This is a genomic window from Streptomyces sp. V3I8 (genome assembly GCF_030817535.1).
GTDB lineage: Bacteria > Actinomycetota > Actinomycetes > Streptomycetales > Streptomycetaceae > Streptomyces.
This window is the reverse complement of the sequence record NZ_JAUSZL010000002.1, coordinates 2,183,232-2,208,803: the sequence shown is the minus strand read 5'-3', so window position 1 is coordinate 2,208,803 and position 25,572 is coordinate 2,183,232. Positions and strand designations below refer to the sequence as shown.

Annotated in this window: 19 protein-coding genes; 13 read left to right on the top strand and 6 right to left on the bottom strand. The window is 73.3% G+C overall.

All coding sequences use genetic code 11. The annotated features are described in order from the left end of the window. The first annotated feature begins 39 nt into the window (after positions 1 to 39). The 5 genes from QFZ75_RS09685 (at position 40) to QFZ75_RS09665 (ending at position 7,613) form a co-directional block, all read left to right on the top strand. Positions 40 to 1,872 (top strand): ABC transporter ATP-binding protein, encoded by a 1,833-nt coding sequence (locus QFZ75_RS09685; protein WP_307535567.1) that lies wholly within the window; start codon positions 40 to 42, stop codon positions 1,870 to 1,872. Positions 1,873 to 2,167: 295 nt separating this feature from the next. Beyond that, a complete protein-coding gene (locus QFZ75_RS09680) occupies positions 2,168 to 2,845 on the top strand; it encodes an AIM24 family protein (protein ID WP_307535566.1) in 678 nt (225 codons plus the stop codon). A gap of 251 nt (positions 2,846 to 3,096) precedes the next feature. Beyond that, a complete protein-coding gene (gene cyc2 / locus QFZ75_RS09675; protein ID WP_307535565.1) occupies positions 3,097 to 5,286 on the top strand; it encodes a germacradienol/geosmin synthase Cyc2 in 2,190 nt (729 codons plus the stop codon). A gap of 220 nt (positions 5,287 to 5,506) precedes the next feature. Beyond that, on the top strand, positions 5,507 to 6,631 hold the full coding sequence (locus tag QFZ75_RS09670) for an aminopeptidase P family protein (protein WP_307535563.1): 1,125 nt from the start codon (positions 5,507 to 5,509) through the stop codon (positions 6,629 to 6,631). Between the two features lie 52 nt (positions 6,632 to 6,683). Beyond that, positions 6,684 to 7,613 (top strand): phosphotransferase family protein, encoded by a 930-nt coding sequence (locus QFZ75_RS09665; protein ID WP_307535561.1) that lies wholly within the window; start codon positions 6,684 to 6,686, stop codon positions 7,611 to 7,613. Positions 7,614 to 7,741: 128 nt separating this feature from the next. Here QFZ75_RS09665 and treZ read toward each other — a convergent pair whose 3' ends face one another. Then, the gene (treZ, locus tag QFZ75_RS09660; protein WP_307535557.1) at positions 7,742 to 9,487 is read right to left on the bottom strand and encodes a malto-oligosyltrehalose trehalohydrolase; all 1,746 of its coding nucleotides are present in this window, start codon (positions 9,485 to 9,487) and stop codon (positions 7,742 to 7,744) included. Positions 9,488 to 9,667: 180 nt separating this feature from the next. Here treZ and QFZ75_RS09655 point away from each other — a divergent pair, with 180 nt between their 5' ends. From QFZ75_RS09655 to QFZ75_RS09645, 3 genes are all read left to right on the top strand, one after another. Further along, positions 9,668 to 10,225 carry a DUF1707 and FHA domain-containing protein gene (locus QFZ75_RS09655; RefSeq protein ID WP_307535555.1) on the top strand — a complete coding sequence of 186 codons (558 nt, stop codon included), beginning with the start codon at positions 9,668 to 9,670 and terminating at the stop codon, positions 10,223 to 10,225. A gap of 228 nt (positions 10,226 to 10,453) precedes the next feature. After that, positions 10,454 to 11,803 carry a M14 family zinc carboxypeptidase gene (locus tag QFZ75_RS09650; protein WP_307535553.1) on the top strand — a complete coding sequence of 450 codons (1,350 nt, stop codon included), beginning with the start codon at positions 10,454 to 10,456 and terminating at the stop codon, positions 11,801 to 11,803. Between the two features lie 41 nt (positions 11,804 to 11,844). Then, a complete protein-coding gene (locus QFZ75_RS09645) occupies positions 11,845 to 12,279 on the top strand; it encodes an SSI family serine proteinase inhibitor (RefSeq protein WP_373465833.1) in 435 nt (144 codons plus the stop codon). Positions 12,280 to 12,330: 51 nt separating this feature from the next. Here QFZ75_RS09645 and QFZ75_RS09640 read toward each other — a convergent pair whose 3' ends face one another. From QFZ75_RS09640 to glgX, 3 genes are all read right to left on the bottom strand, one after another. Next, positions 12,331 to 13,581 carry a M14 family zinc carboxypeptidase gene (locus QFZ75_RS09640; RefSeq protein ID WP_307544350.1) on the bottom strand — a complete coding sequence of 417 codons (1,251 nt, stop codon included), beginning with the start codon at positions 13,579 to 13,581 and terminating at the stop codon, positions 12,331 to 12,333. Between the two features lie 183 nt (positions 13,582 to 13,764). Then, complete coding sequence (treY, locus tag QFZ75_RS09635; RefSeq protein WP_307535552.1) at positions 13,765 to 16,149, bottom strand: malto-oligosyltrehalose synthase; 2,385 nt, start codon at positions 16,147 to 16,149, stop codon at positions 13,765 to 13,767. A gap of 166 nt (positions 16,150 to 16,315) precedes the next feature. Then, positions 16,316 to 18,424: a glycogen debranching protein GlgX gene (gene glgX, locus QFZ75_RS09630; RefSeq protein WP_307535549.1), complete on the bottom strand. Its 2,109-nt coding sequence runs from the start codon at positions 18,422 to 18,424 to the stop codon at positions 16,316 to 16,318. A 179-nt stretch (positions 18,425 to 18,603) separates the two neighbouring features. On the opposite strand from glgX, the gene QFZ75_RS09625 reads away from it, so the two are divergent. The 4 genes from QFZ75_RS09625 (at position 18,604) to QFZ75_RS09610 (ending at position 23,016) form a co-directional block, all read left to right on the top strand. Continuing rightward, complete coding sequence (locus QFZ75_RS09625; protein WP_307535547.1) at positions 18,604 to 19,425, top strand: Tat pathway signal sequence domain protein; 822 nt, start codon at positions 18,604 to 18,606, stop codon at positions 19,423 to 19,425. Between the two features lie 92 nt (positions 19,426 to 19,517). Further along, the gene (locus tag QFZ75_RS09620) at positions 19,518 to 20,837 is read left to right on the top strand and encodes a copper amine oxidase (protein WP_307535545.1); all 1,320 of its coding nucleotides are present in this window, start codon (positions 19,518 to 19,520) and stop codon (positions 20,835 to 20,837) included. A 102-nt stretch (positions 20,838 to 20,939) separates the two neighbouring features. Next, positions 20,940 to 22,172: an SAV2148 family HEPN domain-containing protein gene (locus tag QFZ75_RS09615; RefSeq protein ID WP_307535543.1), complete on the top strand. Its 1,233-nt coding sequence runs from the start codon at positions 20,940 to 20,942 to the stop codon at positions 22,170 to 22,172. Positions 22,173 to 22,293: 121 nt separating this feature from the next. Continuing rightward, complete coding sequence (locus tag QFZ75_RS09610; RefSeq protein WP_307535541.1) at positions 22,294 to 23,016, top strand: 3'-5' exonuclease; 723 nt, start codon at positions 22,294 to 22,296, stop codon at positions 23,014 to 23,016. 69 nt (positions 23,017 to 23,085) lie between these two features. Here the strand turns inward: QFZ75_RS09610 and QFZ75_RS09605 are convergent, their stop codons facing one another. Both QFZ75_RS09605 and QFZ75_RS09600 read right to left on the bottom strand, forming a co-directional pair. Continuing rightward, a complete protein-coding gene (locus QFZ75_RS09605) occupies positions 23,086 to 23,592 on the bottom strand; it encodes a YbaK/EbsC family protein (RefSeq protein ID WP_307535539.1) in 507 nt (168 codons plus the stop codon). Continuing rightward, positions 23,553 to 24,566 carry a DMT family transporter gene (locus QFZ75_RS09600; RefSeq protein WP_307535537.1) on the bottom strand — a complete coding sequence of 338 codons (1,014 nt, stop codon included), beginning with the start codon at positions 24,564 to 24,566 and terminating at the stop codon, positions 23,553 to 23,555. Before QFZ75_RS09600 ends, QFZ75_RS09605 begins: the two co-directional genes overlap by 40 nt. 91 nt (positions 24,567 to 24,657) lie before the next feature. Here QFZ75_RS09600 and QFZ75_RS09595 point away from each other — a divergent pair, with 91 nt between their 5' ends. Further along, positions 24,658 to 25,554: a LysR family transcriptional regulator gene (locus QFZ75_RS09595; protein WP_307535535.1), complete on the top strand. Its 897-nt coding sequence runs from the start codon at positions 24,658 to 24,660 to the stop codon at positions 25,552 to 25,554. The last annotated feature ends 18 nt before the right edge of the window (positions 25,555 to 25,572 follow it).

The following is a 25,572-nucleotide window of genomic DNA, read 5'->3' as shown; positions in this document are numbered from 1 at the left end:
CGGAGCGGGAGGGAAGCCGATCGTCCGAGGGGGAGCCCCGTGCCGCAGTCCCAGCCGCCCGAACCGACAGCCACCCCGTCCTGGCGGCTGCTCCTCGCGTACGTACGCCCGTACCGCTGGACGCTGCTGCTCGGAGCCGTGCTGTCGCTGCTGACCGGCGCCGCGGGGCTCGCGCTGCCGCTGGTGGCCAGGTCGCTGATCGACGACCTGGGGCACGACCGGGCGATCACCGGCGCGCTGCTGGCCATGTCGGGGCTCGTCGTCGCCAACGCCGCGATCGGCGCGCTCGGTTCGTACGTGCTGCGGTACACCGCGGAGTCCGTCGTCCTGGGGGCGCGGCGCGCACTGGTCTCGCACCTGCTGAGGCTGCGGATAGCCGCCGTCGACCGCAGCGAGCCGGGCGACCTGATGGCCCGCATCACCTCGGACACCACTTTGCTGCGTGAGGTCACCACCGACTCGCTGGTGGGTTTCGGGACGGGCGGGCTCACCCTGGTGGCCACGCTCGCGTTGATGGGGTTCGTCGATCCGGTGCTGACCGCCGTCACCCTGGGCGTGGTCCTGGTGGCGGGCACGCTGATCGGTGTGATCGTGCCGCGCATCAACCGGGCCAGCCGCCAGGCGCAGGACGCGGTCGGGGCGATGGGCGCCTCGCTGGAGCGGACCCTCGGCGCGCTGCGGACCATCAAGGCGTCCGGCGCCGAGCACCGCGAGGAGCGGGCCGTGCACGCGGCGGCGGAGGAGTCGTGGCGGCAGAGCGTCCGGGCCGCCAAGTGGTCGGCGCTGGCCGGGAACACGGCCGGCCTGTCGATGCAGATCGCGTTCATCACCGTCCTCGCGGTGGGCGGCGCGCGCGTGGCGACGGGCGCTGTCGACATCGGCACCCTCGTCGCCTTCCTGCTGTACGTCTTCTACTTGATGTCGCCCATCCAGCAGGTCGTCGGGGCGGTCGCGCAGTACCAGACCGGCTCGGCCGCCCTGGCCCGTATCGAGGAGGCGCGCCGGCTGCCCGCCGAACCGGCCGCCGAGCCCGCGCCCCTGCCGGGACCCGGCGCCGAACCGGCCTCGCTCGTGTTCGAGGACGTCCGCTTCCGGTACGCCGAGGACCTGCCGTACATCCACCACGGCGTGACGTTCGCCGTGCCCCCGCGCGGCATGACCGCCTTCGTGGGTCCCTCGGGCGCGGGCAAGACCACCGTGTTCTCGCTCATCGAGCGGTTCTACGACCCCGACACGGGAACCATCGCGCTGGACGGCCGCGACCTCACCGACTGGGACGTGTCCGCGCTCCGGTCGGCCATCGGGTACGTGGAGCAGGACGCGCCGGTCCTCTCCGGCAGCCTGCGCGACAACCTCCTGCTCGGCAACCCCGACGCCGACGAGGACGAACTGCTTCGCGCCTTGCGGACCACCCGGCTCGACTCCCTCGTCGACCGGCTGCCCAAGGGCGTGGACACGCTCGTGGGCCACCGCGGCACCAAGCTCTCCGGTGGCGAACGGCAGCGCGTCGCCATCGCCCGCGCCCTCCTGCGGCGGCCCCGGCTGCTGCTCCTCGACGAGGCCACCAGCCAGCTCGACGCGGTCAACGAGGCCGCGCTGCGCGACACGGTCGCCGAGGTCGCCCGCACCACCACGGTCCTGGTCGTCGCCCACCGGCTGTCGACCGTGACGACGGCGGACCGCATCGTCGTCATGGACGCCGGGCGGGTACGGGCCGTGGGCACCCACCGCGAACTCGTCGCGGGCGACCCGCTGTACGCCGAACTGGCCGCCACGCAGTTCCTCGCGGCCGGCGAGACGATGGAGGAGATCGAGGAGCTGGAGAAGGCCGGGACAGCCGGGGACACCGAGGACGCCGGGGTGCCGTCGTAGGGTTCCGGACCCAGGGTTTCGGACCTAGGGTCCCGGGCCCCGGATCGAGGGTTTTCCCCGTATCCGGAGGACGGCGGCGCCCCTTATCGTCGAGCCACGAGCGAACCGCGGGTAACACCGCGACGACACCTCGCCACCCCCCACAGGGTGGGGCCGAAAGGCCCCGCGGGGGCGGCCGACGCGAGCGGGCGTCGGCCGCCCCCGCCTTTCTCGTCGCGCGACCGGATGCCTCCGACGCCGTTCCCCTGCCGTCGCGGGATGGTGCGAAGGGCGTCCCGCGCGACAGGATGCCGGTATGAAGGGTGATCTTTTCTCCAGCGAGTACATGGTGCAGCCGGCCGCCACGGCGGGCATGAGCGTGCAGAACTCCAAATCGATCAGGTATGCCGTCAACGGCGAGATGCTCGCCCGGCAGGGCGCGATGATCGCCTACCGCGGCAACCTGCAGTTCGAGCGCAAGGGCCAGGGCGTCGGCGGCATGCTCAAGCGGGCCGTCACCGGCGAGGGCCTGCCGCTCATGGCGGTGCGCGGGCAGGGGGAGGCCTGGTTCGCGCACGAGGCGCAGAACTGCTTCATCATCGACATCGACCCTGGCGACGTCTTCACCGTCAACGGCCGCAACGTCCTGTGCTTCGACGCCTCGTTGCAGTACGAGATCAAGACGGTGAAGGGCGCCGGGATCACCGGCGGCGGACTGTTCAACAGCGTCTTCACCGGGCAGGGCAGGCTCGGTCTCGTCTGCGAGGGCAATCCGCTGGTCATCCCGGTCTCACCGCAGTGGCCGGTGTACGTCGACACGGACGCGGTCGTCGGCTGGACGGCCAACCTGCAGACCTCGCTGCACCGTTCGCAGTCCATCGGCTCGATGATCCGCGGCGGCTCGGGCGAGGCGGTGCAACTGATGCTGCAGGGAGAGGGGTACGTCGTCGTGCGGCCCAGCGAGGCCACCCCGCAGAAGGCCCAGCAGCACTGACCCGGACCCACGGTCCCGTGACCCGGTCCCGTGACCCGGTCCCGTGACCCCGTGACCCCGTGACCCCGTGGTCGCGGGGTCACGGCCGCCGTTCGTCACCCGTCACCTGTCGGCCCCGGGCCCGGGCCCGCGGGCCCGAAACGGGCGCCCCTTTCCCCGAGCTGTCCTCACCTACTCGTCCGTTCACGCGATGGTGCGATCATGTCCCGCCCCGCGGATGCGGAAGGACACTCCCGGGTAGGGCCCGCCCCATGACGCAGCCGTTCGAACTTCCGCACTTCTACCTGCCGTACCCCGCGCGGCTGAACCCGCATGTCGAGGAGGCCCGCACCCACACCACCGAGTGGGCCCGCGGCATGGGCATGTTGGAGGGCTCCGGCATCTGGGAGCAGTCCGACCTGGACGCGCACGACTACGGACTGCTGTGCGCGTACACGCATCCCGAGTGCGACGGCCCCGCCCTCTCCCTCATCACCGACTGGTACGTGTGGGTCTTCTTCTTCGACGACCACTTCCTGGAGACCTTCAAGCGCAGCCAGGACCGCGCGGGCGGCAAGGCCTACCTGGACCGCCTCCCGCTCTTCATGCCGCTGGACCTCGCGACCCCCGTGCCCGAGCCGCACAACCCGGTCGAGGCCGGCCTCGCCGACCTGTGGGCGCGCACGGTCCCCTCGATGTCCCTGGACTGGCGCAGGCGCTTCGCCGAATCCACCGAGCACCTGCTGAACGAGTCGATGTGGGAGCTGTCCAACATCAACGAGGGACGGATCGCGAACCCCGTCGAGTACATCGAGATGCGCCGCAAGGTCGGCGGCGCCCCCTGGTCGGCGGGGCTCGTGGAGTACGCGACCGCGGAGGTCCCCGACAAGGTCGCCCGCTCCCGGCCGCTGCGCGTGCTGATGGAGACCTTCTCCGACGCGGTCCACCTGCGCAACGACCTCTTCTCGTACCAGCGGGAGGTCGAGGAGGAGGGCGAGCTGAGCAACGGGGTGCTCGTCCTGGAGACGTTCTTCGGCTGCACGACCCAGCAGGCCGCCGACACCGTCAACGACATCCTCTCCTCGCGCCTGTACCAGTTCGACCACACGGCGCTCACCGAGGTCCCCGCGCTGGCCCTGGAGAAGGGCCTCACGCCGGACGAGGTGCGGGCCGTCGCCGCGTACACACGGGGGCTGCAGGACTGGCAGTCGGGCGGCCACGAGTGGCACCTGCGGTCGAGCCGGTACATGAACGAGGGAGCGCTGAAGTCCTCGCCGCTGAACGGTCCCACCGGTCCGGGCACCTCCGCCGCCGACGTCGGCGCGCTGCTCGCCGCGGCCGGCGCCGAGCGGCTGCGCGCCTACACGCACGTGCCGTTCCAGAAGGTCGGCCCCTCCCTGCTCCCGGACTTCCACATGCCGTTCCAGGTCCGGCTGAACGCCGGCCTCGACGGGGCCCGGCGGCGCATCACCCCGTGGGCGCACAGCATGGGCATCCTGCAGGAGGGCGTCTGGGACGAGGACAAGCTCGCCGCCTACGACCTGCCGCTGTGCTCGGCGGGCCTCGACCCGGACGGCACCCCGGAGGCCCTGGACCTCAGCGCGCACTGGCTCGCCTGGGGGACGTACGGCGACGACTACTACCCGATGGTGTTCGGGCACCGCAGGGACCTGGCCGCCGCGAAGGCGTGCACCGCGCGGCTGTCCGCCTGCATGCCCGTCGAAGGGGAGGAGATCCCGCCCCCGGCCAACGCGATGGAGCGCGGCCTCGCCGATCTCTGGCGGCGCACGACGGCCACCATGTCGACGCAGGCGCGCCGCACCATGCGGGCCTCGGTGGAGGTCATGACCGAGAGCTGGGTGTGGGAGCTGTCCAACCAGCTGCAGAACCGCATCCCCGACCCCGTCGACTACCTGGAGATGCGCCGCGCCACCTTCGGCTCCGACCTCACCATGAGCCTGTGCCGCCTGGGCCACGGCCCCGCCGTGCCGCCCGAGGTCTACCGCAGCGGCCCGGTCCGCGCGCTGGAGAACGCGGCGATCGACTACGGGATGCTCGTCAACGACGTCTTCTCGTACCAGAAGGAGATCGAGTACGAGGGCGAGGTGCACAACGCGATCCTCGTCGTGCAGAACTTCTTCGGCTGCGACTACCCGAAGGCGCTCGGCATCGTGCACGACCTCATGACCCGGCGCATGGAGCAGTTCCAGCACGTCGCCGCCCATGAACTCCCGATCCTGTACGAGGACTTCGGGCTCTCCGCCGAGGCGCGGCAGGTCATGGAGGGCTATGTCGTCGAACTGCAGAACTGGCTGGCCGGCATCCTGAAGTGGCACTACGACTGCCGCCGTTACGGAGCCGCCGACCTGGCCCGGCGCGCCCACGGCTTCGTACCGGGACAGCCGCCGGAACTCCCGTTCGGCGATGTCTGGCGGCGGACCTCCCTGGCCGGGGCCCGCTGAGCCCGACGGGGAAACGGTGGGAAGGGCCGGAAGGGGCGGGCGGTATCACCCGTTCGGGGATCGCCCGGCTCCGGTCCTCCGGGAGGGCGGCGGGCGCCCGGGGCCGCGCACCGCGGCGCCGGCGTCCCGCCCGCGAGAAAGCAGCGGCAACCGGCTCGCGTCGGCCCCGCTGTACGGGCAGGATGCTGCCCGTAGCCCCTTGTGACCCCTGGAGGACCGGATGACCGGCACGCCCGTGCCCTTCACTGCCGACGACTACGAGGCACGGATGGAGCGCGCCGCGCGGGCCGCCGCCGAGGCCGGACTCGCCGGAGTGCTGGTCGCGCCCGGGCCCGACCTCGTCTGGCTCACCGGCTACGCACCGCCCGCGGCCACCGAACGGCTCACCCTCCTGGTCCTCACGCCCGGCCAGGACCCCGTGCTCGTCGTGCCCACCCTGGAGGCCCCGGACGCCGAGAGGGCCGCGGGCGCGTCCGCGCTGACGCTGCGCGACTGGACCGACGGCAAGGACCCGTACGCCGTCACGGCCCCGCTCCTCGACGGCCGCGGCCGGTTCGGCGTCGGCGACAACACCTGGGCGCTGCACCTGCTGGGCCTGCAGAAGGCACTGCCCGGCACCTCGTACGTCTCCCTCACCGAGGCGCTCCCGATGCTGCGGGCCGTCAAGGACGCCGCCGAACTGGAGCGGCTGGCGGCGGCGGGCGCGGCCGCCGACGCCACGTACGGGGAGATCCTGAAGGTCGCCTTCGCGGGCCGCCGCGAGTCGGACGTCGCCGCCGACCTGGCCGGTCTGCTGCGGCAGTTCGGGCACGAGCAGGTGGACTTCACGGTCGTCGGGTCGGGACCCAACGGCGCGAATCCGCACCACGAGGCGGGGGACCGCGTCATCGGGCACGGTGACACGGTCGTCCTCGACTTCGGCGGGCTCAAGCACGGCTACGGCTCCGACACCTCCCGCACCGTCCACGTGGGCGAGCCGGGCGCCGAGGAGCAGCGGGTCCACGACATCGTCCGCGCCGCCCAGCAGGCCGCCTTCGAGGCCGTGCGGCCCGGCGCCGCCTGCCAGGACGTCGACCGGGCCGCCCGCGCGTACATCACCGAGGCCGGGTACGGCGACCGGTTCATCCACCGCACCGGGCACGGCATCGGCGTCACCACCCACGAACCGCCGTACATGATCGAGGGCGAGGAACAGCCCCTCGTGCCGGGCATGTGCTTCTCCGTGGAGCCCGGTATCTATCTGCCGGGCCGCTTCGGGGTACGCATCGAGGACATCGTGACGGTCACCGGGGACGGCGGACACCGTCTCAACGACACCCCCAGGGAGATGGCCGTCGTGGAGTGAGCACCTCTCAGCAGATCCCGCACCCCGGACCCCGACGGCGGACGGCGCGACCATGACCCAGGCAGTGACACCCACCGCGGACACCGTACGACGGCTCGTCCGCTCCCTGCTCCCGGACGGCGGCGGGTCCAGGATCACGCCCGTCACCGGGGACGGCGAGCACTCCACCTGGTTCGTCGGCGCACGCCATGTGCTGCGGCTCGCCCCGGACCACGAGGCGGCCCGGCGCCAGCGGCGCGAACTGCGGCTGCGCGACCTGGTGCGTCCCCACATCGGGGTCGCCGTCCCCGTGAGCATCGCGCACGGCGAATGGGCGAGCGGACTGACGTACACGCTCGACACGCTGATCGGCGGCGGGTCGGGCGGGGCCGGGGGGACCGGCGGACCGCAGGACGTCTCCGCCGTCGGCGAGGCCGACCTGGCGGGACTGCTCGCCGGCCTGCGCGAGGTGCCGGCGCGCCAGGCCGAGGCGCTCGGTGTGCCCCGCGCCGCGCCCCGGTCCCTGGAGACGCTCCGGGCCGCCGCCGAACGTGCCGCCGCCCAGCTGGCGAAGGCCGACGAGTTCGACCCCGCCCGGCTCCACCAGCTCACCGCGCCCGCCGCCGCCCAGCTCGCGCCGCAGCCCGGCGCGGCCTTCCTCGTCCACCACGGCCTGGCGGACGACCACCTGGTGGTCAGCGCCGACGGACGGGTCCGCGGTGTCCTCGGCTGGACCGACGCGGTGGCCGGCGACCCCACCGAGGACATCGCGGGCCTCGCCCTGGCCGTCGGCGCCCCCGCGGCCGTCCGCGCGGCCACCCTCGCCGGCTACGGCGCCCGCCCCTGCCTGCGCGGCCTGTGGCTCGCCCGCTGCGACGTCCTGGTCCGCCTCGCCGACCGCCTCCGTCACCACGACGAGGGGCGGCTGCCGCCGCTGCGCGCCCAGCTGCTGCGCTCCTGGGAGCCGATTCTGCTGGAACGGGTCACGGACGAGACCTGGTGACGACCTGCGGCCCGGTGAGGGCCGTTCGCGCAGTTCCCCGCGCCCCTGAGAAGGGGCGCGGGGAACTGCGCGAACGGCCACGACGCGCCCGCAGGCCGTCACCGGGCCCCGGCGGAGCCCCCCCCCGGTCACCCTTGCAACAGCACCACGCACGACTCGCCCGGCAGGCCCAGCAACCCGTCCTCCCCCGGGGCCTCCACCGGCTCCCACGCGGCCAGCACCCGCGACCGCCGGGCCCCCAGGGGGATCGCGGCGCGCTCCTTGCCGAGGTTCACGGCCACCCGCACGTCACCGCGGCGGAAGGCCAGCCAGCGGGCGTTCTCGTCGTACGCGACCTTGACGTCCGCGAGGTCGGGGTCCGTGAGGTCGGGCTGGGCGTGCCGCAGTGCGACGAGTTCGCGGTACCAGGCCAGCACGCGCGCGTGGACCCCGTCCGCCGGCTCCGACCAGTCGAGGCAGGACCGGTCGCGGGTGGCGGGGTCCTGCGGGTCGGGGATGTCCTCCTCGGCCCACCCGTGCGCCCCGAACTCCCGCCGCCTGCCCTGCCGGACGGCCTCCGCGAGCTGCGGATCGGTGTGGTCCGTGAAGAACTGCCAGGGCGTGCCCGCCGCCCACTCCTCGCCCATGAACAGCATCGGTGTGAACGGCCCGGTCAGCGTCAGCGCGGCCGCGCAGGCCAGCAGGCCGGGGGAGAGGGAGGCCGAGAGCCGGTCGCCCAGGGCCCGGTTGCCGATCTGGTCGTGGGTCTGCGAGTAGCCGAGCAGGCGGTGTCCGGCGACCCGGGCGACGTCCAGCGGGCGGCCGTGCCGGCGGCCCCGGAAGGTCGAGTACGTGCCGTCGTGGAAGTAGCCCGCCGTCAGCGTCTTCGCGATCGCCGCGAGCGGGGAGCGGCCGAAGTCCGCGTAGTAGCCCTGCTTCTCGCCGGTCAGCGCGGTGTGCAGGGCATGGTGGAAGTCGTCGTTCCACTGCGCGTGCAGCCCCAGCCCGTTCTCCTTGCGGGGCGTGATCAGCCGCGGGTCGGCCAGGTCCGACTCGGCGACGAGGAACAGCGGCCTGCCCAGCTCCCCGGAGAGCCCGTCCACGGCGGCCGACAGCTCCTCCAGGAAGTGGCACGCGCGCGTGTCGTACAGCGCGTGCACCGCGTCCAGGCGCAGCCCGTCCAGCCGGTAGTCGCGCAGCCAGGAGAGCGCGCTGCCGAGGAGGAACGCGCGCACCTCGTCCGAACCGGGCGCGTCCAGGTTCACGGCCGAGCCCCACGGGGTGTGGTGGGTGTCCGTGAAGTAGGGCCCGAAGGCGGGCAGGTAGTTCCCGGACGGCCCCAGGTGGTTGTGCACGACGTCCAGGACGACGCCGAGCCCCAGCTCGTGCGCCCGGTCGACGAACCGCTTCAGGGCCTCGGGGTCGCCGTACGGCTCGTGCACGGCCCACAGCGACACCCCCTCGTACCCCCAGCCGTGCCGCCCCGGGAACGGGCACAGGGGCATCAACTCGACGTGGGTGATCCCCAGTTCGGCCAGGTGCTCCAGCCGTCCGGCCGCCGCGTCCAGCGTGCCCTCGCGGGTGTACGTGCCCACGTGCAGCTCGTACAGCACGGCGCCCGGCAGCCCGCGCCCCGCCCAGTCGGTCCGCCAGGCGTACCGCCCGTGGTCGACGACCGCGCTCAGGCCGTCCGGCCCGTCGGGCTGCCGGCGGGAGCGCGGGTCCGGCAGGACCGGGCCGTCGTCCACCGCGAACCCGTACCGCGTGCCGTCGACCGCCTCCGCCTCCCCCGTCCACCACCCCGCTCGCCCGGGGTCGGGCTCCATTGCGCGCGTGCTGTCCGCGCAATGGAGCGTCATGCGGTCGGCCTGTGGTGCCCACACCTCGAACTGCACGGACGGTTCTCCTTCGCCTGCTCACCGTGACCTCGCCGGTCCCATGGTGCGTCAAACGAGATCAATCCACCTTCGGATCCCCTCGATCGGACGACGGAAACGGCCTGATCCGCAGTGGGTGCCTGTCAGAAGTGCCGTGTTTTCTGGACACTCCGGCCGTGCTGCCAGACAATCGGCTCCGTGACGTCGTCCTTTGAGTTCCACACCTATCCCGCTCCCGTACGGCTGTCGGACGCCGAGCGTGACAGGACGCTGAAGGCGCTTCGGGAGGGTGCCGCCTCGGGGATGCTCTCGCACGACACGTTCGTCCTGCGCATGGAGCTCGCGTTCGCCGCCCGCACACCGGACGAGCTGGCCGCGCTCACCGCCGACCTGCGCACCGAGGGCCGCTTGTCCCGGCTGCTGTTCGGCACGGTCGAGGCGGCCTCCGGGTTCACCGTACGGCTGCGCCGGGCCTGGCAGGCCGAGCGGCTCCCCAAGCTGCTGCTGCCCCGGCCCGACAGCCCGTACCCGCTGCGGATAGGCCGCGACCCGGCCAGCGGTCTGCGGCTCAGCCACGAGACGGTGTCCCGGGTGCACGCCGAACTCACCCGCCAGAGCGGCCTGTGGGTGCTGCGCGACCTCGGTTCGACCAACGGCACCTCCGTGAACGGGCGCCGGGTGATCGGCGCCGCCGTCGTCCAGGTCGGCGACCAGGTCGGCTTCGGCCGGATGACGTTCCGCCTCGCCGCGGACTGACCCACGGCGCACCGGCCCCCGTGCCGTGGCCGCCCGGCCGCCCCCGTCGCGCGGCGGCGTGCATATTTCCACGTCCGCCGGTGTTGACGTACCTCCGCCGCCGTGACTCACTGTGCGTACACCATGCACACCAAGTGAATCGGCGGTCGTCGTCGCGGAGGTAAGACCCTGCCACCACTCCTCCGCTACCCCTCCGTCGACGAACTCGCCGTCCGGGCGGCCGCGCTCGTGGACCGCCGCCCGCGGGACGCCCGGCTGCGCCGGGTGGGCACGTCCCGGGCCGGGCTCCCGATGCGGCTGCTGTCCGTCGGACACGGCAGCCGGCAGGTCCTCGTCGTCGCCGGCCCGCACGCCAACGAGCCGGTGGGCGGCGCCACCGTCCTGCGGCTCGCCGAACGGGTGCTGGCCGACCCGCGGCTGTGCGACGGCGCCGACGTCACCTGGAACCTCCTGCTGTGCCTGGACCCCGACGGTTCCCGCCGCAACGAGGGCTGGCTGCCGGGCCCGTACACACTCGGCCACCACTTCCGGAACTTCTTCCGCCCCGGCTTCCGGGAACAGCCGGAGTGGCTGCCCGACGGCGCCGAGCGGGCCGCCCTGCCGGAGACCCGCGCCCTGCTCGCCCTCCAGGACGAACTGCGGCCCTTCTTCCAGTGCTCCCTGCACGGCGTCGACGTGGGCGGCGGCTTCGTCGAGCTGACCCGCGACCTGCCCGGTATGGCGCCCCGCCTCGCGCACATCGCGGCGCGCCTGGACATCCCGCTCGAACTCGGCCCGTACGACACGCTGTACTGGCCCACGCTCGGACCGGCGGTCTTCCGGATACCGCCGCCCCCGCCCCCGTCCCCGTCCTCGTCCGCCGGCCGCGGCGGCGGTCTGACCGCGGCCATCACGGAGGCGGCGGTCGGGTCCACCTGGTTCCACCCGCACCCGTACGGCACGGTGACCGCGGTCGTGGAGGCCCCCATGTGGGGCGTGGCGGCCGTACAGGACCCGGCGGCGCCCACCGGCACCGACGACGTGCTGCGGGAGGCCGCCGGGACCCTGCGCCGCGACACGGCCCTCCTGGAGGAGCTGCTGGCCCGCATCCGCCCGCACCTGGGCGCGGTCCGGGACGCGGACCGCCTCCTCGCGCCCGTCGACGACCATGTGCTGGTCTGCCCAGGCCTCGCCGACTCCTGGGACCCCGACACCGCTCCGGCCGCCGGCGCCGACGGGAGGGCCCGGCCGCTGCCGCCGCTGACCGCGGCCCGGCTCACCGCGCTGCGCATCTCCGCCCGCCGGATCGCGCTGCGCACGGCGGGGCTGCTGCACCAGCTGGTGACCGCCACCGGACAGGACCCGGACGGCGCGGGGGCGGAACTCGACCGGCTCATCGACCTGTGGTGCGCGGACTACCACGACGGCCTCGGGGCCCGCTTCATCCCGGTCGCACGGCAGGCCGAGTACCAGGCCCGCGTGGTGCTCGCCGCGTTCGACCTGGCCCGGCACCGGAGCCCCGCCCCGGGGCCCGCGCCCGGTGCCGGTACGCGTCCGTCCGCCAGGCCCGTGACGAGGACCGAGGTGCCGTTCGAGTGAGCCGGGTGGGCCCGGGGTCCCCGCGTGCCGATGCACAGGCAATGAAGGCAACGACGAACCACCGGAAAGTCACCGCGGCGCTACGGGCCTGTCTGCCGGCGGTCTGCGCACTCCTCATGGCGGGACCGGTGCCGGCCCGGGCGGCGGCGCTCCCGGACTCCCCCGCGGGCGACTGGCTCTACGTGACGCTCACCCGCGGCGACGCGCGTTCCGGCGACACCAGGGGCGCGCTGCTGCTCTGCGATCCGCCCCAGGGCCATCCGCAGGCGGCCCGCGCCTGCGGGGAACTGCGTGCCGCGCGCGGCGAGGTCGGCCGGATCCCGCTCCGGGACGCCTTCTGCCCGATGGTCCACGCACCGGTCACCGCCTCCGCACGCGGTGCGTGGGGCGGCCGGCCGGTCACGTACGAGGAGACGTTCGCCAACTCCTGCGTGCTGGCGGCACGGACGGGGGCGGTGTTCGCGCTGCCCCGGTGACGGCCGAGGTCCGAAAGGGCGCGAGGGGCGCGAGGGGCGCGGTGGCGGGTCCTACGCGGCCCCGCCCCGGGCGTGCCGTGCCGCTGTCACCACGGTGCGGCTCTGGTGCTCGACCTGGTGCTCCAGCGGCACCCAGCGGGCCCGGAAGCGTTCCGCGAAGGCGTCGCTCCAGGACACGACCAGGTGCTCCAGGCGGGGCGCGGCCGGGTCGCCGGCCTCCCGCAGCACCCGCAGGAGCATCGCCGCGGCCCGCAGCGGGAGCCGGCGGCCGAACGCGTCCACGCTGCCCACGTACGCCATCGTGGCGTCCGGGGGCGGCGGCCGGTCCCAGTCGCCGGCCAGTCCGGGGACCAGCTCCAGCGCCCACCGGGTGGCGCGCAGCAGCGGCCCGGGCGGTCCGGGCAGCCGCGGCAGCGCCTCGGCGAGGACCTCCTCGACCTGCCGCGCGTCCCGGCGGAGCCGGCGGGCCAGCCGGCCCATCGCCGCCGCCGGCGCGGGATGCGGCGCGGGGTCGTCCACCAGGTCGCTCGCCCACATCGGCACCTCGACGACCGCGGTCAGGCCGCCGTACCGGTGGGCGTGGTACCAGGTGCTCAGCCGGGCGTCGTCCGGCATGCTCGGGTACGCCGGCCGCGTGCCGGTCCCCGGCATCACGTGCACGCCGGGTCCGGAGGCGGGCCAGCCCGCGGCGTCCGAGGCACCCGTCTCGACCGGGATGTTCAGTTCCGCCGCCGACTTCGCGAACGGCTCGGCGAGTCCGGGCACGTCCCTGGTGAGCTGCACCCAGCTGCCGCCCAGGTCGGTGGCGTGCAGGCTCACCTGGAGGTAGGGGCGCAGCTCGTCGATGACCCGCAGGAGGGCGAGGGTCTCGGGCGGCAGCCGGTCGGGCGGCAGCACGGCGGGCGACCACTCGGGCTGCTCGGGCCCGGCGGGGCGGAAGAAGCCGAGGTGGTAGTCGAGCAGGGTGCGCGGCGCCGGCGTCACGTGGAGGCCGGCGCCGTCCGGGTCCGCGCAGAGCAGGAAGTGCCAGGAGGTGCCGTCCCGCAGCGGCCGCTCGCGCAGCACCCGCCGGGCCAGCGCCAGCAGGGTCGCGCCGCCGGTGGGCTCGTTGGCGTGGGCGCCCGCCACGACCAGCACCGCCCGTCCGCCGTGGCCCACGGACAGCAGGTGCAGGGGCCGGCCGGCGCGCGAGACGCCGACCTGCCGCAGAGAGCACAGCCCGGGCCGGTGGGCCGTCAGGGCCCGGGCGCAGCGGACGAGTTCGGTGACATTGGGGTAGCGCAGCTCCGGCAGGAGACTCACCCCCGACTTGTTCCGCTTGTCCGGCCCGGCGTCACCTCCGCAGTACTCCATGGCGCGGATGGCCTGTCAAGGACGCGTGGGGGCGCCCCGGGGGAGCGCCCGGCAGCACGTGCCGCAGGTCGGGGCGGCGGCGCACCCCGGCGGCGCGGGCGCGGGCCGGGCCCGGCGCCCCGGCGGCGCCGGTCAGCCGCGCGGCGCGGCGTCGTCCCCCACCCGCTCCAGCAGCGCCACCGGCAACCGTCCGAAAACTTCCTCCGCGCGCGCGTGCCCGGTGAACTCCCGTCCGGGCGTGAGCAGATCGGCCCACCGCCCCGCGGGCAGCGGCAGCTCCGTGCCGCGCCAGCCGCCCTCCTCCTCCAGACGCACCGGCAGCCGCGTGACGGCCGTGAGCACCTCACCGGAGCGCGTGAAGGCGAGACAGTGCGCCGCCCCCGGGCCCCGGGCGGCCAGCGGCTCGTACGTGGCGGCCCCGCCGAAGACCTCGGGGCGCCGCCGTCGCAGCCGCAGGGCCGCCGTCGTCAGCGCGGCCTTCTCGGCGGACAGGGCGTCCGGGTCCTTCGGCGGGAAGGGCGCGGGCCGCCGGTTGTCCGGGTCCACCAGAGCCCGGTACTCGGACTCCGTGCCCTGGTAGAGGTCCGGCACGCCCGGCATCGTCAGGTGCACCAGCGCGGCGCCGAGGACGTTCGCCCGCACGTACGGCTCCAGCGACCGCCTGAACGCGGCGACCCGCTGTCCCGGTGCCCCGCACGGCCCCGCCTTCAGGAACGCGGCCACCGCTTCCTCGTACGCGGCATCCTGCTCGGTCCACGACGTGGCGAGGCCCGCCTCCCTGACGTGCTTCAGGAGCGCGTCCCGGAGCCGTTCCCCGGCCGCGGGGCCGAGTCCGACGGCGGTCTGCCAGGCCGCCCAGGCCAGCTGCGGGTCCGGCGCGCCCACGCCCTCGGCGGCCGTCAGCCCGGTCACGTCGGCGAGGAGGTCCGCCCACCGCTCGGGCACCTGGGTGAGCACGGAGATCGCGGCCCGTACGTCGGCGCTGCGCTTCGTGTCGTGCGTGGACAGCACGGTGCCGGTGGCGGGCCAGTCGCGCTGCACGCGCGCGCAGTACGCGTGGAAGTCCCGCGGGCACACCGCGGGCGCCCCCGGTTCGCCGCCCACCTCGGTCGCCGACAGCAGCGGTACGTACCGGTAGAACGCCGTGTCCTCCACGGACTTGGCCCGCAGCGCGGAGGCGAGCTGGGCGAACCGGGCCCGGAAGGCCGCGTACCCGGGACCCTCCCCGAGGCGCCCCAGCACCAGGTCCCGTACGAGGTCGACGGCCCGCGCCTCCTCGGGGACCGTGAAGGCCCGCCTCGCCTCCCGGGCGGCCTCCTCGGTGACGACCGACGCGGCGTCCTGGGAGGTGTAGGGCCGGTAGACCTCCAGGCGTACGAGGAGTTCGCACAGCGCGGTGCGCAGGGCCCAGGGGGCGCAGTCGCGCAGCACCGGATCGGCCGACGTGCGGCACAGCCGGTCCGCCTCGCGGGTGAGCCGGTCGACCTCGGCGGCCAGCTCGTGGTGGACCACCTTGTACGCGGCCCGCCGCACGGTCGCCTCCCAGTCGCCCCCGCGGTCGGCCTGGGGGGCCGCGAACCGCAGGTACTGACCGAGGAGCTCCCCGGAGCCCGCCGGGTCCGTGAGGACACCGTCCACGTGCCGCAGCGCGTCGTAGCCGGTGGTGCCGGCGACCGGCCAGGCGGCCGGCAGCGGCTCGCCGTCCGCGAGGATCTTCTCGACCACGGTCCAGCGTCCGCCGGTCGCCCCGTTCAGCCGGCGCAGATACGCGTCCGGGTCGGCCAGGCCGTCCGGGTGGTCGATGCGCAGCCCGTCGACGACCCCCTCGTCCAGCAGCTGGAGGATCTTGGCGTGGGTCGCGTCGAAGACCTCCGGGTCCTCGACGCGCACCCCGATGAGCTCCGAGATGCTGAAGAACCGGCGGTAGTTGAGCTCGGTGCGGGCCAGGCGCCACCACGCCAGGCGGTACCACTGGGCGTCCAGCAGCTCGGGCAGCGGCAGCCCCTCGGTGCCGGCCCGCAGCGGGAACGCGTGGTCGTGGTAGCGCAGGACGCCCCCGTCGACCACGAGGGAGTCCGCCTCGGCGCCCATCGGCCCTCCGAGCACGGGCAGCAGGACGCGGCCGCCCTGGGCCTCCCAGTCGATGTCGAACCAGCGCGCGTACGGGGAGTCGGGGCCCTCGCGCAGCACCTCCCACAGGGGGCGGTTGTGGCGGGGGGACATGGCCATGTGGTTCGGCACGATGTCCACGACGAGGCCGAGGCCGTGCTCGCGGGCGGTGGCGGAGAGCCTCCGCAGGCCCTGTTCGCCGCCGAGCTCCTCCCGTACGCGCGCCGGGTCCACGACGTCGTAGCCGTGTCCCGAGCCGGGGACGGCCTCCAGGACGGGGGACAGGTGCAGGTGGGAGATCCCGAGCCCGGCCAGGTACGGGACCGCCTGCTCGGCCGCGCCGAAGGGGAACTCGGGCTGGAGCTGGAGACGGTAGGTGGCGGTGGGGCCGGGGTGCGCAGGTGTCATGGGAACTTACGTACCCGGCCGGGGGCGTTTCGTGCCGGTGGCGCTCCGTGGGGGTGCGCCGTTTTCGGCCGCGGGTCCGGTGAGGGCTCGTCGCGCGGTTGCCCGCGCCCCTGGAAAGGGGCGCGGGCAACCGCGCGATCTCCTGCCCGCAGTCGACCGCGTACGGTCACGCAGGCCGCTGCAGCACCACCATGCTCCTGTCGACCATGGTCAGGCTTTCGCCCGCGTTCACCTTCTCCCCGGCCCCGGCGGGAACCCCGCCGGGCCGCCCCGTGTCCACGATCACCTGCCACTGCCGCCCGTGGCCCACCGGGACCACGAAGTCCAGCGTCTTCGGCGAGGCGTTGAACAGCAGCAGGAACGAGTCGTCGGTGATCCGCTCCCCGCGGGGGCCCGGCTCCGAGATGGCGTTGCCGTTGAGGAACACCGACAGCGCCCGTGACTGCGTGGAACCCCAGTCCTCGTCGGTCATCTCCTTGCCGGCGGGGGTGAACCAGGCGATGTCCGACAGGTCGTCGTGGGTGCCCTCCACGGGCCGCCCGTGGAAGAACCGGCGCCGCCGGAACACCGGGTGCTCACGGCGCAGCCACACCATCGCGCGCGTGAACTCCAGCAGCTCGCTGCCGTCCTCCGGCCACGGCACCCAGGCCAGCTCGGTGTCCTGGCAGTACGCGTTGTTGTTGCCGCCCTGCGTACGCGCGAACTCGTCGCCGTGACTGAGCATCGGCACGCCCTGCGAGAGCAGCAGGGTCGCGGTGAAGTTGCGGTGCTGGCGGGCCCGCAGCTCCAGGACCTCCGGGTCGTCGGTCTCGCCCTCGGCCCCGCAGTTCCACGACCGGTTGTGGCTCTCGCCGTCGCGGTTGTCCTCGCCGTTCGCGTCGTTGTGCTTCTCGTTGTACGACACCAGGTCGTGCATCGTGAAGCCGTCGTGGCAGGTGACGAAGTTGATCGAGGCCAGCGGGCGCCGCCCGTCGTCCTGGTAGAGGTCCGAGGACCCCGTCAGCCGGGACGCGAACTCCGCGAGCGTCTGCGGTTCGCCGCGCCACATGTCCCGGACCGTGTCGCGGTACTTGCCGTTCCACTCGGTCCACAGCGGCGGGAAATTGCCCACCTGGTAGCCGCCCTCGCCGACGTCCCAGGGCTCGGCGATCAGCTTCACCTGGGAGACCACCGGGTCCTGCTGGACCAGGTCGAAGAACGACGACAGCCGGTCCACCTCGTGGAACTGCCGGGCCAGGGTCGCCGCCAGGTCGAAGCGGAACCCGTCGACGTGCATCTCGGTGACCCAGTACCGCAGCGAGTCCATGATCAGCTGGAGCACGTGCGGGGAGCGCATGAGCAGGGAGTTCCCCGTGCCCGTGGTGTCCATGTAGTAGGTGGGGTCGTCCGTCAGCCGGTAGTACGAGGCGTTGTCGAGCCCCTTGAAGGACAGCGTCGGGCCCAGGTGGTTGCCCTCGGCGGTGTGGTTGTAGACCACGTCGAGGATGACCTCGATACCCGCCTCGTGCAGCGCCCGGACGGCCGACTTGAACTCCAGGACCTGCTGTCCGCGGTCGCCCCAGGAGGCGTACGCGTTGTGCGGGGCGAAGAAGCCGATCGTGTTGTAGCCCCAGTAGTTGTTGAGGCCCATGTCGACCAGACGGTGGTCGTTCACGAACTGGTGGACCGGCATCAGTTCGAGCGCCGTCACGCCCAGCTCGGTCAGGTGTTCGATGACGGCCGGATGGGCGAGCGCCGCGTACGTGCCGCGCAGCTCGTCCGGCAGCCCGGGGTGCAGCATCGTGAGGCCCTTCACATGGGCCTCGTAGAGCACGGTGTGGTGGTACTCGGTGCGCGGGAGGCGGTCGTCGCCCCAGTCGAAGTACGGGTTGACCACCACGGAGCTCATCGTGTGCGGCGCGGAGTCCAGGTCGTTGCGCTCGTCGGGCGCCCCGAAGTGGTAGCCGTACACCTCCTCGCCCCATTCGATGCTGCCGCTTATGGCCTTCGCGTAGGGGTCGAGCAGCAGCTTCGCGGAGTTGCAGCGCTGCCCCCGCTCCGGTTCGTAGGGACCGTGCACGCGGAACCCGTACCGCTGGCCCGGCATGATGCCGGGCAGGTACGCGTGCCGCACGAACGCGTCGGTTTCGCGCAGCTCTATCGCGGTCTCGGAGCCGTCGTCGTGCAGAAGACACAGCTCGATCCGGTCCGCGGCTTCGGAGAAGACCGCGAAATTCGTGCCGGCGCCGTCGTACGTGGCACCGAGTGGGTACGCCTGTCCAGGCCAGACCTGCATGGATGCAACTCTTCCAGTTGTGCGACGCCGCGGAGGGCGACTCCTGCCCGAGTGTCCCCGAAACTCATGGAACCACCTATGACTTACCTCCCTCTTACCTCTCGACCAGTGCATACGCGGTATGCCGAACCAGTGGGACTCGAGCGACCCCTGGACATACAGGGGAAGTAGGGGGAAATGTGCGCACAATAGTGCACCGCCATCTGGGCAAAGTGGTGGCGGGCGCGGCGATAGCGGTCGCGGGGACGGCAGTGATGGTCGGAATCACCCTGCCGGGCTCGGCGGGGGCCGACGACTCCGGCGGCCAGGGGGGCGGACAGAGCGCCCAGCAGGCGGGGCAGGCGGGCACGGCCGGGGAGCAGGCGCAGGGCGCCGTGCAGCCGGGCGTGGTCGAGCGGGCTCCGGCCGAGGGCGACAAGGGCAAGGGGCGCGACCCGCTCACCGACGACGAGACCGAGCGTGTCGCGGATCTCGCCCTGGACCGGCAGCTCCTGCGCAGCAGCGAGAACGTCGAGGGCGACCGGGGGCCGCAGCGCATCACCGTCGACCTCGCCGAACCCGAGCTGAACGAACTGGACGACCCGGGCGCGCCGCGCCGCGCGGAGGTGTCGTTCTACGACTACAAGGACGACGCGCTCGTCACGAGGACCGTCAACCTCGACACCGGGAAGGTCGAGGCGACCGACACGCAGCACGGCGTCCAGCCGCCGCTCAGCCGTGCCGAGACCGTCGAGGCCGCGCAGCTCCTGATCGCCGACCCGCTCGGCGCCGGTCTGAAGGCCGACTACAAGGACGCGACCGGCAGGAAACTGACCACCGCCGGCCAGCTGATGCTCAACAGCATGGTCTTCCGCGCGAACCCCGGCGCGCCGGCCGCGCTCGCCGACTGCGGCGAGCACCGCTGCCTGCGCCTCTTCGTGAAGGTGAAGAACGGGCCCTGGATCGACAGCCGTGACCTGGTGGTCGACCTCAGTGCCCGCAAGGTCGCCAAGATCGGCTGAGTGCTCCCGGTCCACCGGTCCTCCCTCCTTCGACCTCACCGCACCACTTCACCTTTCCCACTTTCCTGCACATGCAAGGGAGTCAATTTTTCATGCGCGAGAACAGAGTCAGCCGTGCCCGCAGGCGGACGGCGGTGGGCCTCTCGGTGGCCGCCCTGACCGTCGGCGCCGCGACGGCCGCGGGACCGGCCGTCGCCGAGAGCAAGGCCGCGCCCGCCGCGGCCGCCGACTGCAGCGCGGCGTACAAGATCGAGCAGAAGCTCGCCACCGGCACCACCTGGACGATGTGCTGGCACTACGAGAGCGAGGCCGGGCTCGTCCTGGAGAACGTCTCGTACCAGCCCAAGGGCGAAGCCGCCCCCATCCGCGTCCTGACGAGCGCGAAGCTCGCCCAGATCCACGTCCCCTACGACGACGGATCGGTCGAGTACGACGACCTCACGGGCGCCGGCTTCGGCCAGGGCCTGATGGAGATGGCTCCCGGCGAGTGTCCCGGCGGCACCATCAAGACCGTCAAGGTCCCGGACGCCTGGGACCCGGAGCACCCCACCGTCAAGGGGCTGTGCACCACCACCCGCTCCCGCGGCCACGCCTACCGCATGCAGGGCGACACGGCGGGCAAGGTCTTCCAGCAGCAGGGCAAGGACCTTCTCGTCTACACGGTCAACCAGGTCGGCTGGTACGAGTACATCACCGAGTGGCGCTTCCAGGACGACGGCGCCATCAGCATGAACGTCGGCGCCACCGGCAGCCTCTCGCCCGGCGACTACGACGCCGGTGACGGCCGCGGCTGGCCGCTCGGCGAGGGCGCCACGTCGTACGCCACCAGCCACAGCCACAACGTCTTCTGGCGGCTCAACTTCGGTCTCGACGGCAACTCCAAGAACAAGGTCGAGCAGTACGACTCCGTGGTCAGCCCGCCGGCCCAGGGCGGCGAGGCCCCGCGCAACAAGACCACCCGCACCAAGGTCACCAAGGAACTCGCCGGTGACGCCAAGAACATGCGCTGGTGGCGCGTCGTCAGCACGACCGGCAAGAACAAGGACCAGCACGCCCGTTCGTACGAGTTCGTCCCGGGCGCCACGTCCAAGTACCCCGGCCGCAGCTTCACCAAGCACGACGTCTACTTCACCCAGTACAAGAAGTGTGAGCAGTTCGCCAGCAACAACCTGCGCAACTGCGGTACCGGAGCCGGCAAGTCCGTCGACAAGTGGGTCGACGGACAGGCCCTCACCCACCCCGTGGGCTGGGTGAACATCGGTTTCCACCACGTCGCCCGCGACGAGGACCAGCAGCCCATGCCGGTCCACTGGCAGGGCTTCTCGCTCGCCCCGCGCGATGTCACCGCTATGAATCCGCTCACTCCGCCGGAGCTGGCCGACCAGAACGGGCGCCCGCAAAACGGTAGTTGAGAAACGACCTGTCCATCCGGCTGCACCGCCCGCCGCTCCCGGAGTACCCTTCCTTGATCGTTGGCCGGGGGAGTGCTCGGGGGAGCGGAAGGCGGTGTGCGGGTGGGGTCCGGAGGGCTGGAGCTGCCCCCTGGTGACGGCGGTCACGAGGGGGGCTCCGCAGACGCCCCGCCCGGAGCGGTGTCCCTCGCCCGTCCGATGGAGATCGGGGCGGAGCTGGACTGGGACGCCGACGCCTGGAGCGAGGTGCGTACGCGCGCCCAGCGGGCCGGACGCGCCTACATCTGGCTGAACCTGGTCGAGCAGCGGCTGCGCGCGGTCGTGGCCGCTGTTCTGCGCCCCATCTACGAACCCGTGCACGGCGAGGACGACTGGGTGGTCGCCGCCGCCGGACCCGCCGGCCAGGAATGGGTGCAGCGCGCCGTCGCGGTCCGCGAAGTCAGCCGCCGCAAGGGCTATCTGCTCGACCCGGCCGACGACAACGTGCTGAGCTTCCTGACGCTGCCGCAGCTGCGCGAGCTGATGGTGCAGCACTGGCCGTGCTTCGAGCCGTACTTCGACGAGCGCCGGGACGTCGAACTCGCCCTGGACGAACTGGAAGTGACCCGCAACGTCGTCTCGCGGAACAGGGCCCTGTCCGAGGCCGTCCTGGCCCAGGCCGAGCGCGCCTCCGCGAAACTCCTGGAGATCCTGGGCGCCGGCAGCGACGTGCCGTCCGGGCGCCGGCTGCCCGTCGACGCCGTGGAGAACCTGGTCGGCGACCGGTACGCGGACGTGGTGGCGGTGCACTCCGACCGGGTGCGGCTGCTGCGGCGGTTCCCCGCCGAGGACCTCTTCGGCGGCGCCCGCCGCCTCGACGTCATCGGCATCGGCCTGAACCTCCTCGTGCAGAACTTCTCGGGGCGGCGGCTGGTGCGCCTGGCCGAGTCCGGCTGCCGGGTGCGGCTGCTCTTCCTGAACCCCGCGTCCAGCGCGGTGAAGCGGCGCGAGCGCGAACTGGGCATCAAGCGGGGCGAGCTGAGCCGCTCCGTCGAGATGAACATCATGCACATGCGCCGGGTCAGGGCCCGGTTGCGCGACCCCGGCGCCTTCGAGATCCAGGTCCACGACGAGACGCCCCGCTTCACGGCGTACCTCGTCGACGGGGACGGGGCGGACGGCGTGGCGGTCGTGCAGTCGTACCTGCGGCGCACCCGCGGCATGGAGGCGCCCGTGTTCGTGCTGCGCGGCGGGGGGCGGGTGCTCAAGCCGGACGAGGAAGGCGAGGACGGCCTCTTCGGGACGTACCGTGAGGAGTTCGAGGCGGCCTGGGCGGATTCGCGGCCTGTGTCCTGACAGGTCCCGGTTCCCCGGGACGGCCCGGCGGCCGGCAAGCGGAACGCGGTCCTCGGATTGTCAGTGGCCCATGTCATGGTGGGAATCACCGGGGGAACGCACCACGAGGAAGGGAGCCGGCATGGGTTGGCACGGGGAGCTGCTGATCGGCTTCGACCTGGAGACGACCGGGACCGATCCGCGCGAGGCGCGCATCGTCACCGGGGCGGTGATAGAGGTCCGCGACGGGGAGCCGGTCCGGCACCGGGAGTGGCTGGCCGACCCGGGGGTCGAGATCCCCGCGGACGCGGTCGCGGTGCACGGGATCAGCAACGAGAGAGCGGCGGCCGAGGGCAGGCCCGCCGACGAGGTCACCGACGAGATCGCCGCGGCGCTCGTCTCGTACTGGCGCACGGGCGTCCCGGTCGTGGCGTACAACGCGGCCTTCGACCTGACCCTGCTCACCGCCGAACTGCGGCGGTACGGGCTGCCGTCACTGCGCGAGCGGCTCGGCGGGCCCGACCCCGCGCCGGTCATCGACCCGTACACGATCGACCGCTCCGTGGACCGCTACCGCCGCGGCAAGCGGAACCTCGAAGCGGTCTGCGTGGAGTACGGGGTCGGGCTCGACGCCGCCCACGACGCCTCGGCGGACGCGCTGGCCGCGGCCCGGCTGGCCACCGCGATAGCCGTCCGCCACCCCGAGGTGGCCGCGCTCGGTCCGGCGGAGCTGCACCGCCGCCAGATCGAGTGGTACGCGCGGTGGGCGGCCGACTTCCAGAGCTTCCTGCGCCGCAAGGGGGACGCGGAGGCCGTCGTCGACGGAACCTGGCCGGTACGGGACCTGGCGGACGAGCGGGTCTGAGACCGGGGCGCCCCCACCTCCACCGCTGCCTCCGTCTCCGGCTGCCTCCGTCTGCGCCCCGCTTCCGCGTCAGCCGGCGGCGGGGCCTGCGATGCGCTCGATGCGCGGCCGGGCCAGCTCCGCGTAGTCGGCGCCGGACATGACCAGGGAGCGGTCCAGGCGGGCCGCGTTGAAGTAGAGGCGCGGCCGGGCCACGACGGCCGGGTCGGCGACGACCTCCAGATCCGCGTCGAAGCTGAAGGGGAGGACCGTGCCCGGGACCGAGCGGGCCAGCCGCTCGGCGGTCTCCGCGTCGCTGAAACCGACATAGCGGGCCGTGTAGAGGGTCTTGACCGCGCCCAGGTCCACACGGCGGTCCCCGGGGACGACCGCGAGGACGTTGCGGGTCGTCCTCCTGTCCACCTTGACGCGCAGGACGATGCACTTGGCGGCCTCGGACACGGGGTGGCCGCGCAGGGCGCAGACGGCCTCGGTCACTCCCTCCGGTTCGTGGTCGAGCAGTTCGTAGGGGACGGAGGCGGTGTCGAGGAGGGCGATCAGACGGGCGTAGGTGTCGTGGGCGGTGGGGGCGGACATGCGGTGGCCTCCTGGGGGTCGGTCTTCGGCTGCGGGCGGGTGAGGGCGGGTGGCGCAGCTCCCCGCGCCCCCGAAGGCGCGCTTCGCGCGGCCTTCGTGGCGCGGTGGGCGCGTTCTGTCGACTGGCCCCAGTACGTTCCTGTGACCATCAGGGCCGCGCCCAGCGCCGTGAGCGGGGTGAAGTGGTCGCCCGCCAGGGCGATCCCCACGGCCGCGGCCCAGATCGGCTCGGTGCCCAGGAGGAGGCTGGCCCGGCTGGCCGAGGTGCGCTGGACCGCCCAGGTCTGCGCGAGGAACGCGAACACGCTGCAGAACAGGGCGAGATAGAGCAGCTGGGCCCAGCCCGCCGCGCCGACGTGGACCAGGGTGGACAGGTCGCCGGACGCGGGCACCAGGAAGAGCGCCGTGCCGACGAGGATCTGCACGGTGGTCAGCCGCAGCGGCCGGATCGCGCGGCCCGCCGTGAGCCGGCCGACCAGCGCGACGTGCCCCGCCCGGATCACCGCGGCGCCGAGCATCAGCAGGTCACCGAGGCGGGGCTCGTGGAAGCCGTCGCCCGACATGAGGAGGCCGACGGCCAGCAGGCACACGCCGGCCGCCGCGTAGAAGGCCGGCGGGAGACCCCCGCCGCGGCCGGTGCGGTCCAGGAGCGGGGTGATCACGATGGTCAGGCTGATGATGAGACCCGCGTTGGCGGCGCTCGTGTGCGCGACGCCGTACGTCTCCACCACCAGGACGGCCGCCTGCGTCACTCCGAGCGGCAGGCCGATCCGGATCTCGTCGCGGGTCCACGGGCCGGACCCGCGGCCGGCGGCGACCAGCCCGAGACAGGCGAGCGCGGACAGGGCGTACCGCGCGAACAGCACCACCAGGACGGGCAGCACGGCGGTCGCCGTCTGGGCGGAGAGGTAGCTGGAGCCCCAGACGAGGGCGACGAGGAGGAGTACCGCATCGGTACGGCGGGCATCGGGCACGCGCTCACCCTGCCCTGCCGCCTCCCTGAAGCAAAGGGCCAACTTCTTAAATGATCCTTTAGCATCACTACATCGGCAGGAAGGCCGGGGCATGGACGAACGACAGCTCAGGATCCTGCGTGAGCTGGGCGAACTCGGCAGCGTGACAGCGGTCGCCGAGGCGCTGCTGGTCACGCCCTCGGCGATCTCCCAGCAGCTGCGGCTGCTGCAGCGCGCGATCCCCGTGCCGCTCACCGAGCGCCAGGGGCGGCGGCTGGTCCTCACCGACGCGGGGCAGGCCCTGGCCGGCGCGGCCATCGAGGTGGAGACGGCGCTGGAGCGCGCCCGGCACACCGTGGAGGAGTTCGTCGACCGGCCGGACGGCGAGGTGTCGGTGGCCGCCTTCCACAGCGCGGCGTCGGCGTTCTTCCCCCTGCTGCTGCGGGCCCTCGCCGCACCCGGCGGGCCCCGGCTGTCCCTCGCCGACGCGGACGTCACCCAGGACGACTTCCCGCCGCTGACCCGGGAGTACGACCTCGTGCTCGCCCACCGTCTCGAACACACCCCGGGCTGGCCGCACACCGTCACCGCCACGACACTGCTGCGCGAACCGCTCGACGTGGCCATGCCCGCCGACCACCCCCTCGCGGTGAAGCGGCGGCTGACCCCGCGCGATGTGGCCGACCAGACCTGGATCACGGCCCACGACGGCTTCCCGGTCGTGGCCACCATCGACGCCATCGCCACGGCGGCGGGCCGCCCGCTGCGCCTCGCCCACCGCATCAACGAGTTCGCGGTGGTCGCCGAGGCCGTCGCGGCCGGCGGCGGGCTCGCCCTGATGCCCCGCTGGACGATGCGCCCGCACCCCGCCCTGGTCCTCAGACCGCTCAGCGGCGTCCGCGCCCGCCGCCACATCGACGCCCTCCACCGCCCCGAGCGCACGGCACGCAAGGCGGTACGCACGGTCCTGGCCGAGCTGCACCGGGCAGCGGGGACGATCCGCGGCTGACGGTGCCCCGAAGGGGCG

Bases quoted from the DNA above. Each gene is read 5' to 3' on its own strand.
- treY (WP_307535552.1), bottom strand. From the start codon at position 16,149: ATGACACCTGCGCACCCCGGCCCCACCGCCACCTACCGTCTCCAGCTC.
- QFZ75_RS09620 (WP_307535545.1), top strand. From the start codon at position 19,518: ATGCGCGAGAACAGAGTCAGCCGTGCCCGCAGGCGGACGGCGGTGGGC.
- QFZ75_RS09665 (WP_307535561.1), top strand. From the start codon at position 6,684: ATGACCCAGGCAGTGACACCCACCGCGGACACCGTACGACGGCTCGTC.
- QFZ75_RS09680 (WP_307535566.1), top strand. From the start codon at position 2,168: ATGAAGGGTGATCTTTTCTCCAGCGAGTACATGGTGCAGCCGGCCGCC.
- glgX (WP_307535549.1), bottom strand. From the start codon at position 18,424: ATGCAGGTCTGGCCTGGACAGGCGTACCCACTCGGTGCCACGTACGAC.
- QFZ75_RS09605 (WP_307535539.1), bottom strand. From the start codon at position 23,592: ATGTCCGCCCCCACCGCCCACGACACCTACGCCCGTCTGATCGCCCTC.
- QFZ75_RS09645 (WP_373465833.1), top strand. From the start codon at position 11,845: ATGAAGGCAACGACGAACCACCGGAAAGTCACCGCGGCGCTACGGGCC.
- cyc2 (WP_307535565.1), top strand. From the start codon at position 3,097: ATGACGCAGCCGTTCGAACTTCCGCACTTCTACCTGCCGTACCCCGCG.
- QFZ75_RS09670 (WP_307535563.1), top strand. From the start codon at position 5,507: ATGACCGGCACGCCCGTGCCCTTCACTGCCGACGACTACGAGGCACGG.
- QFZ75_RS09610 (WP_307535541.1), top strand. From the start codon at position 22,294: ATGGGTTGGCACGGGGAGCTGCTGATCGGCTTCGACCTGGAGACGACC.
- QFZ75_RS09595 (WP_307535535.1), top strand. From the start codon at position 24,658: ATGGACGAACGACAGCTCAGGATCCTGCGTGAGCTGGGCGAACTCGGC.